The sequence below is a fragment of the Micromonospora sediminimaris genome, assembly GCF_016863575.1.
GTDB classification, from domain to species: Bacteria; Actinomycetota; Actinomycetes; order Mycobacteriales; family Micromonosporaceae; genus Micromonospora; species Micromonospora sediminimaris.
This window is the reverse complement of record NZ_BOPD01000011.1, coordinates 1-13,019: the sequence shown is the minus strand read 5'-3', so window position 1 is coordinate 13,019 and position 13,019 is coordinate 1. Positions and strand designations below refer to the sequence as shown.

Annotated in this window: 11 protein-coding genes and 1 pseudogene; 2 read left to right on the top strand and 10 right to left on the bottom strand. The window is 70.5% G+C overall.

What is annotated here, in order from left to right:
* Window positions 1-111: 111 nt before the first annotated feature.
* From Vse01_RS09360 to Vse01_RS09340, 5 genes are all read right to left on the bottom strand, one after another.
* Complete coding sequence (locus tag Vse01_RS09360; protein ID WP_093406044.1) at window positions 112-558, bottom strand: MerR family transcriptional regulator; 447 nt, start codon at window positions 556-558, stop codon at window positions 112-114.
* The gene (locus tag Vse01_RS09355) at window positions 558-2,057 is read right to left on the bottom strand and encodes a SulP family inorganic anion transporter (RefSeq protein ID WP_093406047.1); all 1,500 of its coding nucleotides are present in this window, start codon (window positions 2,055-2,057) and stop codon (window positions 558-560) included. Before Vse01_RS09355 ends, Vse01_RS09360 begins: the two co-directional genes overlap by 1 nt.
* Before the next feature lie 281 nt (window positions 2,058-2,338).
* Window positions 2,339-4,714, bottom strand: coding sequence for an ATP-binding cassette domain-containing protein (locus Vse01_RS09350; RefSeq protein WP_093406050.1), 2,376 nt, complete (start codon window positions 4,712-4,714; stop codon window positions 2,339-2,341).
* On the bottom strand, window positions 4,711-5,121 hold the full coding sequence (locus Vse01_RS09345; protein ID WP_170863475.1) for a VOC family protein: 411 nt from the start codon (window positions 5,119-5,121) through the stop codon (window positions 4,711-4,713). Before Vse01_RS09345 ends, Vse01_RS09350 begins: the two co-directional genes overlap by 4 nt.
* Before the next feature lie 5 nt (window positions 5,122-5,126).
* Window positions 5,127-5,576 (bottom strand): helix-turn-helix transcriptional regulator, encoded by a 450-nt coding sequence (locus Vse01_RS09340; protein ID WP_093406055.1) that lies wholly within the window; start codon window positions 5,574-5,576, stop codon window positions 5,127-5,129.
* A gap of 155 nt (window positions 5,577-5,731) precedes the next feature.
* On the opposite strand from Vse01_RS09340, the gene Vse01_RS09335 reads away from it, so the two are divergent.
* The gene (locus Vse01_RS09335) at window positions 5,732-6,253 is read left to right on the top strand and encodes a hypothetical protein (protein WP_093406056.1); all 522 of its coding nucleotides are present in this window, start codon (window positions 5,732-5,734) and stop codon (window positions 6,251-6,253) included.
* The gene (locus tag Vse01_RS09330) at window positions 6,237-8,963 is read left to right on the top strand and encodes a M48 family metalloprotease (RefSeq protein WP_093406059.1); all 2,727 of its coding nucleotides are present in this window, start codon (window positions 6,237-6,239) and stop codon (window positions 8,961-8,963) included. The genes Vse01_RS09335 and Vse01_RS09330 overlap by 17 nt, the downstream gene beginning before the upstream one ends.
* Before the next feature lie 30 nt (window positions 8,964-8,993).
* On the opposite strand, the gene Vse01_RS09325 is transcribed toward Vse01_RS09330, so the two are convergent.
* From Vse01_RS09325 to Vse01_RS09305, 5 genes and pseudogenes are all read right to left on the bottom strand, one after another.
* Window positions 8,994-9,656, bottom strand: a complete 663-nt coding sequence (locus Vse01_RS09325; RefSeq protein WP_093406062.1) for a response regulator — start codon at window positions 9,654-9,656, stop codon at window positions 8,994-8,996.
* Window positions 9,653-10,786, bottom strand: coding sequence for a sensor histidine kinase (locus Vse01_RS09320; RefSeq protein WP_093406064.1), 1,134 nt, complete (start codon window positions 10,784-10,786; stop codon window positions 9,653-9,655). The genes Vse01_RS09325 and Vse01_RS09320 overlap by 4 nt, the downstream gene beginning before the upstream one ends.
* 157 nt (window positions 10,787-10,943) lie before the next feature.
* On the bottom strand, window positions 10,944-11,522 hold the full coding sequence (locus tag Vse01_RS09315) for a DUF305 domain-containing protein (protein WP_093406067.1): 579 nt from the start codon (window positions 11,520-11,522) through the stop codon (window positions 10,944-10,946).
* A gap of 71 nt (window positions 11,523-11,593) precedes the next feature.
* Complete coding sequence (locus Vse01_RS09310) at window positions 11,594-12,487, bottom strand: DUF1996 domain-containing protein (RefSeq protein WP_093406069.1); 894 nt, start codon at window positions 12,485-12,487, stop codon at window positions 11,594-11,596.
* A 262-nt stretch (window positions 12,488-12,749) separates the two neighbouring features.
* A pseudogene (locus Vse01_RS09305) lies at window positions 12,750-13,019 on the bottom strand (glycoside hydrolase family 11 protein); the annotation flags it as partial.

Here is a 13,019-nt window from a genome sequence, read left to right as displayed (position 1 = left end):
GTTGACATCGCATGGACAACAGGTGGCCGGGACGGCATCAGCAGTGAACCTCAGCAGGCTGACGCGCGGGTCCGCCGTGGGCGAGTGGCCGAAACGTCCTGGGCAGTACACCTAGTCCGGGCGAGTGTGCTTGTCGATCCGCTGCCGCAGGGTGTCGGCGAAGCCTTCGGCGGTGGCCAGCTGTTCGCGGAGTGCGTCGACCCGCGTGGTGGCGAGGGTGTGGAACATGGCGAGCCGGTCGAGCAGGGCGCGACGTTCGTCATCGTCGGCAGCGGGCAGCGCGTCGAGGATGCCGAGCAGGTCGCGCATCTCGTCGAGGGTGAACCCGAGGGGTTTCATCCGTTTGACCACCCCGAGGCGGTCCAGATCGGGTTCGGTGTAGAGGCGGAAGCCGCCGTCGGTACGCGCCGACGGGACGATGAGCCCGACCTGTTCGTAGTGACGGATGGTGCGGATGCTCAGGCCGACCCGTTCGGCGGCCTCGCCGATCTGCATGAGTCGGTCGGGTGCCGGGCCGCTGGCGTGTCGCGGCCCGGCGTCGCGTCCGGTGAGGGTCATCAGTGGCCCGCGCTGAGGGTGCCGGCGAGGCTGCCGTGGATCGCCGCGCTGGGCTTGTTCAGTTCGACGATCTCGACGGTCTTGCCGCGGTCGGCGTACTTGGTGGTGATGGCGTCCAGGGCGGCCACGGAGGAGGCGTCCCAGACGTGCGCCCGACTCATGTCGATGACCACCTTCTCCGGGTCGCCGGCGTAGTCGAACTGGTAGACCAGGTCGTTACTGGAGGCGAAGAAGAGTTCGCCGTGCACCGAGTAGATCCGGGTGCCGCCGTCGGGGTCGAGCACGCTGGTGACCTCGACCAGGTGGGCGACCCGGCGGGCGAAGATCACCATGGCGGTGAGCACACCGGCGACGACGCCGATGGCCAGGTTGTGGGTGACCAGGGTGGTGGCGACGGTGGTGACCATGACCAGGGTCTCGCCCAGCGGCATGCGCTTGAGCGTGGCGGGGGCGACGGAGTGCCAGTCGAAGGTGGAGACCGCGACGATGACCATCACGGCGACGAGGGCGGCCATCGGGATGGTGGCGACCACGTCGCCGAGCGCCACGACCAGGATGAGCAGGAAGACGCCGGACAGGAACGTCGACAGGCGGGTCCGGGCGCCGGACGCCTTCACGTTGATCATCGTCTGGCCGATCATGGCGCAGCCGCCCATGCCACCGAAGAAGCCAGTGACGATGTTGGCCACGCCCTGGCCCCAGGACTCGCGGGTCTTGTTGGAGTGCGTGTCGGTGATGTCGTCGACCAGCTTGGCGGTCATCAACGATTCCATCAGCCCGACCAGCGCGATACCGACGGCGTAGGGGGCGATCAGGGCCAGGGTCTCCATCGTCCACGGGATCTGCGGCAGGCCGAGGGTGGGCAGGCTGTTCGGCAGTTCGCCCTGGTCCCCGACGGTCGGCACGGTCACCGCGGCGACCACCGTGATCACGGTCAGCACGACGATCGCGACCAGCGGGGCCGGCACGGCCCTGGTGAGTCGGGGCAGGCCGACCATGATCACCAGAGCGAGGGCGACGAGGGGGTAGACCAGCCACGGCACCCCGAGCAGGTACGGCACCTGCGCGGCGAAGATCAGGATGGCCAGGGCGTTGACGAACCCGACCATCACGCTGCGCGGGATGAACCGCATCAGCTTCGCCACCCCGAGAGCGGCCAGCAGCACCTGGATCGCCCCGCCCAGGATCACCGCCGCGATCAGGTAGTCCAGGCCGTGCTCCTTGGCCAGCGGCGCGACGACCAGGGCGATCGCGCCGGTAGCCGCGCTGATCATCGCCGGGCGGCCACCGCAGATCGAGATGACCACGGCCATGGTGAACGAGGCGAACAGTCCGACCCGTGGATCCACCCCGGCCAGGATCGAGAAGCTGATCGCCTCCGGGATCAGGGCCAGGGCCACCACCAGCCCGGCGAGGACCTCGGTCCGCAACACCTTCGGCGACAACCAGGACGGGCGGGACAGACGCGGCCGGGCGACCGCGGACAGCATCGAAGACATACAGCCGTTTCCACTCAGGGTGCACGCGTCCGGCGCACACACGATGCCGCTCCCCCGGGCAGGGAGCGACTGATCTGCACATACCAGTGCCGGTCGGACGTTTCCGGACCGTTTCCGGGCATCGTCGCCCGGAAGAAACCGCTCAAGAAGGAGACCGCGAGGGGCCGTAGCCGCACCTCGACGACCAGCACCGAACCTACCCTCCGGAGAGGGTAGGTTTCACCCCACGGTGATGATCATCACCGTGGGGTGAGCGTGGTACCGCTGGTGGATGAGCGGGCTCAGCCGCCCACGTAGGCGGCGAGGTGTTCGCCGGTGAGGGTGGACCGGGCAGCGACAAGATCGGCGGGGGTGCCCTCGAAGACGATCCGGCCACCGTCGTGACCTGCGCCCGGCCCCAGGTCGATGATCCAGTCGGCGTGGGCCATGACCGCCTGGTGGTGTTCGATGACGATTACCGACTTGCCGGAGTCGACGAGCCGGTCGAGCAGACCGAGCAGGTGCTCGACGTCGGCGAGGTGCAACCCGGTGGTCGGCTCGTCGAGCACGTAGACCCCGCCCTGCTCGGCCATGTGGGTGGCCAACTTGAGCCGCTGCCGCTCACCGCCGGAGAGAGTGGTGAGCGGCTGACCGAGGCTGAGGTAACCGAGGCCGACCTCGGCGAGCCGGTTGAGGATGCGGTGCGCGGCCGGCGTACGCGCCTCGCCGGACCCGAAGAACTCCTCCGCCTCGCTCACCGGCATCGCGAGCACCTCGGCGATGTCCCGACCGCCGAAGCGGTATTCCAGGACGGATGCCTGGAACCGCTTGCCCTCGCACTCCTCGCACACCGTGGCGACGCCGGCCATCATCGCCAGGTCGGTGTAGATGACGCCGGCGCCGTTGCAGTTGGGGCAGGCGCCTTCGGAGTTGGCGCTGAACAGCGCCGGCTTCACGCCGTTGGCCTTCGCGAACGCCTTACGGATCGGGTCGAGCAGCCCGGTGTACGTCGCCGGGTTGCTGCGCCGCGAGCCACGGATCGCGCCCTGGTCGATCGACACCACCCCGGCACCGGGCGGGATCGACCCGTGCACCAGCGAACTCTTGCCCGAACCGGCGACGCCGGTGACCACGACCAGCACCCCGAGCGGGATGTCGACGTCGACGTCGCGCAGGTTGTGCGTCGAGGCCTTACGGATCGGCAGGTGCCCGGTGGGCGTACGCACCGACTTCTTGAGGGTGGCCCGGTCGTCCAGGTGGCGGCCGGTGAGCGTACCGCTGGCCCGCAGCCCCTCGACGGTGCCCTCGAAACAGACGGTGCCGCCCGCCGTGCCGGCCCCGGGGCCGAGGTCGACGACGTGGTCGGCGATGGCGATCGTCTCCGGCTTGTGCTCCACGACGAGCACGGTGTTGCCCTTGTCGCGCAGCCGCAGCAGCAGGCGGTTCATCTGCTGGATGTCATGCGGGTGCAGCCCGATGGTGGGCTCGTCGAAGACGTAGGTGACGTCGGTCAGCGACGACCCGAGGTGGCGGATCATCTTGGTGCGTTGGGCCTCGCCGCCGGAGAGCGTCCCGGACGGCCGGTCCAGGCTGAGGTAACCGAGCCCGATCTCGACGAAGGAGTCGAGGGTGTGCTGCAACGACGCCAGCAGCGGCGCCACGGAGGGTTCGCGGAGCCCGCGCACCCACTCGGCGAGATCGCTGATCTGCATGGCGCAGGCGTCGGCGATGTTGACGCCCTTGATCTTCGAGGAGCGGGCCGCCTCGCTCAGCCGGGTGCCGCCACAGTCGGGGCAGGTCGTGAAGGTGACCGCCCGTTCCACGAAGGCGCGGACGTGCGGCTGCATCGCCTCGACGTCCTTGGACAGGAACGACTTCTGGATCTGCGGGATCAGACCCGAGTACGTCAGGTTGATCCCGTCGACCTTGATCTTGGTCGGCTCCTTGTGGAGCAGGTCGTGCAGCTCCTTCTTGGTGTACTTGCGGATTGGTTTGTCCGGGTCGAAGAAGCCGCTACCCCGGTAGATCCGGCCGTACCACCCGTCCATGCTGTAACCGGGCACGGTGATCGCGCTTTCGTTGAGCGACTTGCTGTCGTCGTACAACGCGGTCAGGTCGATGTCCGTCACCCGCCCGGTGCCTTCGCAGCGCGGGCACATGCCACCGGTGATGCTGAAGCTCCGCCGCTCCTTCGTGGTGGTGCCGCCACGTTCGATGGTCACCGCGCCGGCACCGCTGATAGAGGCGACGTTGAAGGAGTACGCCTGAGGCGACCCGATGTGCGGCTTGCCGAGCCGGCTGAACAGGATCCGCAGCATGGCGTTGGCGTCGGTGGCGGTGCCGACGGTCGACCGCGGGTTGGCGGCCATCCGCTCCTGGTCGACGATGATCGCGGTGGTCAGCCCGTCGAGGACGTCGACCTCCGGCCGGGCCAGGGTCGGCATGAAGCCCTGGATGAACGCGCTGTAGGTCTCGTTGATCAGCCGCTGCGACTCCGCCGCGATGGTGCTGAACACCAGCGAACTCTTGCCTGAACCGGAGACGCCGGTGAACACCGTCAGCCGGCGCTTCGGCAGCTCGACGGTGACGTCCTTGAGATTGTTCTCCCGGGCGCCCTGCACCCGGATCAGATCGTGGCTGTCGGCGGCGGGTGGTGCCGACCGGTTGTCCCTGCTCATCGCACTTCCTGGATACGGATCATGTTGCCGGCGGCGTCCCGGACGGCGCAGTCACGAACCCCGTACGGCTGGTCGGTCGGCTCCTGCACGATCTCGGTGTCGCTGGCCTGCAACCGCTCGAAAACGCTGTCGAGGTCGGGCGTGGCCAACAAGATCGAGGAGTAGGTGCCCTTGGCCATCATCTCGGTGATGGTACGGCGCTCCTCGTCGGTCACGCCGGGGTCGGCGGCCGGTGGATGCAGCACGATCGAGGTGCCGGGCTGACCGGGTGGGCCGACGGTGATCCAGCGCATGCCCTGGTAACCGACGTCGTTGCGGACCTCGAAACCGAGCAGATCCCGGTAGAAGGCCAGGGCGGCGTCCGGGTCGTTGTGCGGCAGGAAGCTGGCGTGAATGGTGATGTCCATGCCGGTCACGCTAGCTGCGACGCGCGGGCCGCTGCTTCTCGATTCCTGACCGGTCTGGTCACCTGTTTCACCACGCAGGAGGGCATCCCCTTCGTCGCACGGGCCGCGTCGCGCCGGTAGACGCTGGGCGGCACGCCGACCAGTTCGGTGAAGCGGGTGCTGAAGGTGCCCAGCGACGAACAGCCGACCGCGAAACAGACATCGGTGACGCTCAGGTCGCCACGGCGCAGCAGCGCCATGGCCCGCTCGATGCGCCGGGTCATCAGATAGCCGTACGGGGACTCGCCGTAGGCCAGCCGGAACTGGCGGCTCAGGTGCCCGGCCGACATGTTGACCCCACGGGCGAGGGCCTCGACGTCCAGCGGCTTGGCGTACTCACGGTCGATGCGGTCGCGCACCCGACGCAGCCGGGCCAGGTCGTCGAGACGCTGTTCGGTGGTGGATCTGCTGGTCACCTGAGCGATCGTGCCACGTCGGTCCGACAGGCGGCGAGTTCGGCGGCCCCCAGGCGCGCCGTTCGGGCGGGTTACGGGGCCCTACCGGGCCCATAGCGCACGGTAGTCTGTGGCGGACCTGCCGTCCGTGCATGAGGTGTCTCGGGGAGCCGGCGTTGACGATCGAACCCACCCATCCACCGGCGACTGTCAACGGCTCCGAGGCCGTGATCCGGTTGGCCCGGGAGGTGAGCGGGCGGATCGCTCCGGAGGAGTCGGGCATCTTCGATCAGGTGGCGACCGTCTGGCGGGCCGGGTTGGCGCAACGCCGGGCACCGGGCGGCGGGGTCGGTTTCGGCATCGAGGACGCCTTGGTCAGCGCGATCGTCATCGAGGTGGTGGCCGCATCGATCCTGGACGTGCTGCGTCTCGGTGCCAGCACCGTCCGGTCGCGGTGGCGGCGGTGGCGGGTACGAGGCCGGCGCAGACCGTCTGCGAGCGAGCTGGACCGCGCCGCGCTGCCGGCGGTCGACGGTCAGGTCGTCCTTACCGCCGCCCAGGTGGCCAGGTTGCGTTCGGTGGCCCGGGGCCACGCGATGACGCTCGGGCTCGACCAGGCCGCCGCCGACCTGCTCGCCGACGCCCTGGTCGGCGCGGTTCACCTCGACACGGCGCCGCCGGATGACACTCACCCCTGACCAGCAACGACCCCGGCCGCTGTGGTGGCTGTACGGGCTGATCGCGGTCGCCCTCACCAGTCTGGGAGTGGCGGCCGGCAATCTGTTCTTCCGCGGCACCCTGTCCCTGCTGATCCCCTACGACCTGACGACGACGCGCTGCGAGGCGCTGCACCAGGGCTCCCTCGACGCGTTCGGCGACTGCGCGGCAGAGCAGCTGCGCGTCCACGGATTTGTGGTCGGGTCAGCCGCACTGGTCCTACTCGCCGGAACGCTGGCTCTCGCGGTGGTCGTACCGTGGTGGGATCTGCGCCGGTTGGGTCGCCTCGGTCGGCTCGACGTCCCGCCGGCCCAGCAACGCTTCGCCGAGCTGTGCCAGCGGCAGGGGCTGTCGGGTGGGCGTACCCCTCGGTTGTGGGTGGCCGGGCCGGCGGTGCGCCACGCCTTCACCACCGCCCTGCCCGGCCGGCGACCCACCGTGGTGGTCCCGGCGCGGCTGGCCCTCGACGCCGGTGACCGGTTCGACGCGGTCGTCTCCCACGAGATCGCGCATGTGCTGGCCCGCGACGTCAGTCTGGTCTCGACGATCCGAGGTCCGGCATGGTTGGCTCCGCCCGCCGTGGCGCTGGCCGGCGTTCCCTTTCTGAACCTGTTCGGGGTGACACCACGGCGGGTCGCGGCACAGCTCGGGGTCGCGCTGCTGGCGGTGGTCGTGACGCTGCTCGCGGCCGCGCTGCTACGGCTGCGCGAGTACGAGGCCGACCGCTACGCCGCGAGCGTGGGCGCCGAGGCCGCCCTGACGGCGTCGTTCGCCCGGACGGTGCCGGCAGCGCGGCAGCGAAAGATCGGCCGGGCCCGCCGGTTGCTGGCCCGCCATCCCGAACCCACGGACCGGATACGCACCCTGCGGCAACCGGCGTCCGGCTACGAGGGCGGGTTCGCGCAGGCACTGGCGGTCGGCTTCGTCGCGGTCGCCGCCATGTACGCCACCCTCGTGCTGGTCTACTTCGGCGATCCACAGTGGTACGGGTGGGGCAACGGGGTTGTCCCGGTGGCGGCCGGTGTCGCCGTGCTCGGGTTGCTGTTTCCATCCCTGCTGCGGCGGGCCCGGCTGCCGCAGCAGGGATGGTGGCGTCCGGTGCTCGGCACCTGCGCCGGAGTCGCCGCCGGGGCCGCGTTCATGCCTGTCGTGTTCCAGGCCAGGCCACTGCGCTACCCGCCGACGCAGCCCGGTGATCCGGGGCGGACGGCACTCTCCGTGCTGCTGCTCACGCTGGTCGCCGCCGGGGTGGTCGCGCTCGCAGCCCACCTGGCCGAGCTGGCGGCCCGCCGGGGGCGGCCGGTCCACGCCGGCCTGGCCGGGTGCGCGGCCGGACTGACCGCCGTCGCCGCGCTCTGGACCGTCGGTCTGGTGGCCGCGGTCCTGCACGACCTCGACGACCTGCGGTATCTGCTCACCTATGGGCTGGCCAACCAGCCGTGGCCGGCGCTCGCCCTCGGGCTGCTGCCGGTCTACGCGCTGCTGTCGCCGCGACGCCTGCCCGGAGGACGGCGGTCGTGGCTGGTGGCGCTCGTCGCGGCAGCACTCGGCGGCACCGCGGCGATCCTGGTGACCGCGGAGGGTGCCGGCCTGACCGACCAGTTGCGGGCGCAGCAGCAGCGGTGGTGGCTCTGTGCCGCCGCCGGCGCGGTGGTCCTGGTCGTCGTGACGCTGAGCACCGCCTGGCCGTACGGCTGGGCGCGGGGAGTGCTCGCCGCGACCGCGACCACCGGCACCGCCACGGCGGCGCACTACGGGTACGGCCGGCTGACGGATCGGCCGACCGAACCGGACATGTTCGCCATGGACGTCGCGGTCGCCCCGCTCTGGCTCGGTCACGCCGTGCTGCTGCTGGCGGCGCTGCTGATACCGCTCAGCGCCGCTCGACGCCGGCCGATGATCGCCGAAAGCGCGACGCGGGGCCGCGCCACACCGGCCTGGGTGAGTGCGACAGCCGCGCCGACCGCGACGGCGGTCCTGGTCGCCGCCGTCGCGATCGTGGTCGTCAATGTCGGCGTACCCGGTGGCGTCGCCATCAACGCCGGCCAGCGCCGGCTGGCGGATTTCGACAGACGGTACGAGGTGGCACAACGGGTGCTCACCGCCGAACAGGCCGACCGGGCCGCCCAGGCCAGCGTGCAGGTGATCCCGTTCAGCTGGCGCGTCGTCGAGTCCGCGCCGGCGGGGCAGGGCATCGCGTCCGGGCCGGTGACCGTGTCCGTCCCAGAGTGTGAGCCCCTGGTCCGGGAACGGTTCCTGACGGTAGGCGAGCCCAGCCTGCGCGCGACCGGCAAACGGACCTACACAAGTGAACCGGCGGACGGTGACTTCCCCTACAGCGACCTGACCGTCACCGTCTACGCGTACGACGCCCCGGTGGGCGAAGCCGTGCTGACCGCTGCCCGGGACGCCCGGCGAGCCTGCCCGTCGTTCATCCTCGACGACTTGCTCGACGTCGAGGTCCGGGCCGCCAGCGCACCGATAATCGGCGAGCTGAGCTGGCGGTACGACAGCACGATGACAGCTGGTTTCGCCGATGGCACCACCGTCACCGCGGACAACGCGTACGTGATGATGGCGGTCGGGTACGCCGTCGTCACGGTGTTCATGTCAGCCTGGCAGGAGCCGCTGGACGAGCACCTGCTCCGGCTGGTCCTGACGGCCGTGGAGCATCAACTGCTTGAACCGTGACCGGCTGGTGTGTCCGGGCTGTCGTCGAGGTCAGCGGTCCCGGGGCGACACCAGGCCGGACTCGTAGGCGATGACCACGAGCTGGGCTCGGTCACGGGCATGAAGCTTGGTCATCGCCCGGTTGATGTGGGTCTTGGCGGTCAGCGGGCTGATCACCAGGCGTTCGGCGATCTGGTCGTTGGACAGGCCCTGCGCCAGGAGGACGACCGTCTCCCGCTCGCGATTGGTCAACTCCTTCAGTCGCGCACCGGTCGGTCTCCGCTGCGGCTCGGTGACGTACCGGTCGATCAGCTTGCGGGTGATCGACGGCGCGAGCAGGGCGTCGCCACGGGCGGCCACCCGGACGGCGTACACGAGATCCGCCGGCTCGATGTCCTTGACCAGGAAGCCGGCGGCACCGGCGCGAAGCGCGTGGAAGACATGTTCGTCCAGACCGTAATTGGTCAGGATGACCACGTGCACGCCGGCCAGCGTCGGATCCGCTGCGATGTGCCGGGTGGTCTCGATGCCGTCCATGACCGGCATCTGGATGTCGACGAGCGCGATGTCGGGCAGGTGCTTCCGCGCCAGGGTCAGTGCCTGCTGGCCGTCGGCGGCCTCGGCCACCACCTCGATGTCGTCCTCGATGTCGAGCAGCGCACGGAATCCGCTGCGCAGCAGCGGTTGGTCGTCGACCAGCAGGACGCGAATCATGCCGCGCCCACCGGAAGTTCGGCGTGGACGGTGAACCCGCCCTCGTCGCGTGTCTCGGCCCGCAACAGCCCACCCAGAGCGACGACGCGTTCCCGCATGCCGAGCAGTCCGACGCCCGGTGCCGCCGCCCGGCCCGGCGCGCCGTCGCCGTTGTCGTCCACCCGGATCGCGAGGGTGCCCGGCCGGTAGTCGATCCGTACCGAGGCCGTGGCGGCGGAGGCGTGACGGGCGATGTTGGTGAGGGATTCCTGCACGATGCGGTAGGCGGTGCGGCCCACCGCGACCGGCACGTCGGTCCGTTCTCCGTCGATCGTCAACGTCGCGTCCAGGCCGGCCATCCGGGCCCGTCGCACCAGTTCCGGGAGCTGGTCGAGCCCGGGCGATCCGGCGGTGCCGTCGGCGCGCAGCGTCTCCAGGGTCGCGCGCAGTTCCCGGGTCGCCTCGCGGCTGGCCTCGCGGATGGCCGAGAGCGCCTCCGGCACCGGCTCGCCGCGCCGGCTGGCCAGGTGCACGGCGACCTCGGCCTGCACCTTGATGATCGAGATCTGGTGGGTGAGGGAATCATGCAGTTCCCGCGCGATGTGCAGCCGCTCCTCGTCGGCGCGGCGCAGTGCCGTCTCCTCCCGGGTGCGCTCGGCCTCCTCCGCACGCCGCTCGGCCTGCCGAAGCGCCTCACCCGCAGCCCCGGCGGCGATCAGCCAGGCCACTTCGAGGGCGTCGCGGGCCCGCGCGAGTGCCTCGCCGACGGGTAGTCCCGGTGGTAGGACCAGAGCCGCGAGCGGAAGGGAGACCAGCATCGCGACGGCCGCCACGACCGTGACCACGCGGTGTCCCGCGCGTACGGCCGCGTAGACCGCGAACAGGAACGCGACGGCGGGCAGCTCGATGCCGGTGGCCTGGTGGCCCACCGCACACACGCCGGTGACGATCAGCACCGCGACCGAAGCTCGTCGACGCGCCGCCAACACCAGGCCGCCGGTCACCAGCCACGCGTAACCGAACAGGTCCGCCCCGGTGGCGGGGCGCGTTGCGGACAGTCCGGCGATCAGTAGCAAGGCTGTCACGCCCACCGCGATCGCCCAGTCCCCGACCGCGGCGCGCCTGAGGATCCGCCCGCACCGCTCGCTCATGGGCGCACCCTAACCGGCCGGCGCGGCCCGGCGACTCCTGCTCACGGACGACTGGCCGGCTACCACGTACGCGGTAGTGGGGCGGCGGCTACGGCGTTGGTGGCAGCCGGTCACGCCGGCTGCGGCAGCCGCAAGTGGTCGACGGCGGGAGTCGCCGTCACTGTCGTGCAGCAGGCACCGGGGGAAGCGTCGGTGCCCGGTCCAGGTGGTCCAGCCGAGCGAGGTCGGCGGTGCCGGCCCGGACCACGGTCGCGGCCAGCCCGGTGGCTGCCGGGTCGGACCCGCCCTGCTGTTCGGCGCTGGCGATCCGCACCGACTGCGTCAGATGCGCCCGCAGGTGCCCGGCAGCCAGGCGGTGAAACGTCCGCCCGGTGGCCGAGCGCAGCGCGGTAAGTTCCTCGTCGGTGAGCATGCCGGGCATGTCGTGACCCTCGTGCGGATTGGCCACCGGTGCGCCGAAGTCGGCCAACAGCCGCCGGGCCCGGGTCAGGTGGATACGTTCGCTGGTCTCGATCCGGGTGGCGAGCCGCCGCCAGGCCGGGTCGGTGGTCCGGTCCGGCACCAGGTCGAGGATCGGCAGCAGCCGTTCGGCCATGGCCACCGATAGTTGAAGCCAGGCGATGTCGGTGGCGCTGAACTGTCCGGCGGGTGGTGTTCCCGTGGCCGGTGGTGTTCCGGTGGCGCACCCGGTGGCGAGCAGCAGCGCGGCGAGCAGCGCGGCGAGCCGAGGTCGCACGCGGCCTCCTTCGCGTCCGCCCGGCGGCGGGCCGGTACGACCGGGCCCGCCGCCGGGTGTCACCTGTGGACTCAGAGCGGCCTGCCGTCGTGCCCGCACTTGATGACCGGACGGATACAGTCGCGGACGCGGCGCGCCAACTCCTCGACCGGCCAGGCGTTGAAGAAGTCGCCGTGCATCGTGTAGCCCGGCCCGGAGGCCAACCGCAGCCGCGACGGGTCACCGTTGACCGGGTACCGCAGGACCTGCCGCAGCTTCGGCACGTGCACCGGGTGGCTGGCCGGGCAGGCCTGGTTCACCGGGTAGGTCAGGTGGCTCTTGTGATCCGGTGAGTCGAGGTCCCGGCCGTTCCAGCACTGCGGAAAGTCGAGGTACGACTCCAGCATGGTGCCGGCCGGGCAGTTGACGAAGTCCTTCGACGGCGGCACGTGCCCGGCGTGCAGGCACGACCAGCGGGCGATGCTGTCGCCCGGTCCGGCGGCCCGGGCGTTTCCGGCGACGAGGCGCAGGCCCAGCGGGAACGGCTGCGTCTGCGCGACGACGTCGGGACGCACCCCTTCGCCGAGATAGTAGAAGGTGGCGATGGACGGTTCCACCGGCACGTCGTCGCGGTAGAGGGTCGGCACCCAGTACGACGAGACATCGACTCGCGGGTTGCAGGTGGTGGCGGAGCCGACCAGGTCGGGCAGCGTGGTGTGGGCGTTGGTCACCGTGCTGCCGAAGAAGCTGTGCATGTGCGAGGCACCGGGCAGCCCGGGGAAGACGATGGGGTCGTCCGGAAGCCGGTGGCTGTACGTGCAGTCGGCCGGGAATTCGGCCACCCGGATGGCGTTGACACCCGGGGCGGCGTCGGCCGGCGCGGTGCTGGCCACGACGTAGCTGCCGAGCAGCACCAGCAGGGCGCCGATCGCGGTGCCGAGGCGCAGCAGGCTACGGCTGGCGGGATGGGGTGCGGCGCTTTCCATCTCATGGCTCCTGTCGGGGAGGGGTCAGGGGCCTTCCGACGCCGCCGCCGTAGACTTCGGAGCTTCCCTGGCCGGACTGGTGGTGGTCGCGGATTGCGATTGAGAGAGAGCGCTCTCACATCAGCCTCACCCTAGCGTCGATGGTTGTCAATACGAACCGCAGCTGGGCGCAACGACGACGGGCCGACCCAGGGGTCGGCCCGTCGAGTGCCGATGCCGGCGGTGGGGCGTCGACCTCGATCGACACCCCACCCGGTCCAGGTCAGCCGCTTGAGCAGGTCGCGGATGGCGTGGTGTTGTTACCGTTCTTCCAGAGCGTGATGCCGAAGTTGTTGCCGTTACCGTTCGGACGTGCGGTGATCGTGCCGCTGTTGCCGCTGATCGAGGCGTTCCAGCTGTTCTGCAGGCTCTGGCCGCCGTTGGTACGGATGGTGACGGTCCAGTTGTTGCTGCCACTGACCGAGAAGGTCGTGTTGAACCGGTCGTTCCAGTCCTCGGCGCGGTTCACGCTGACCGTGCAGCCGCCGTTACC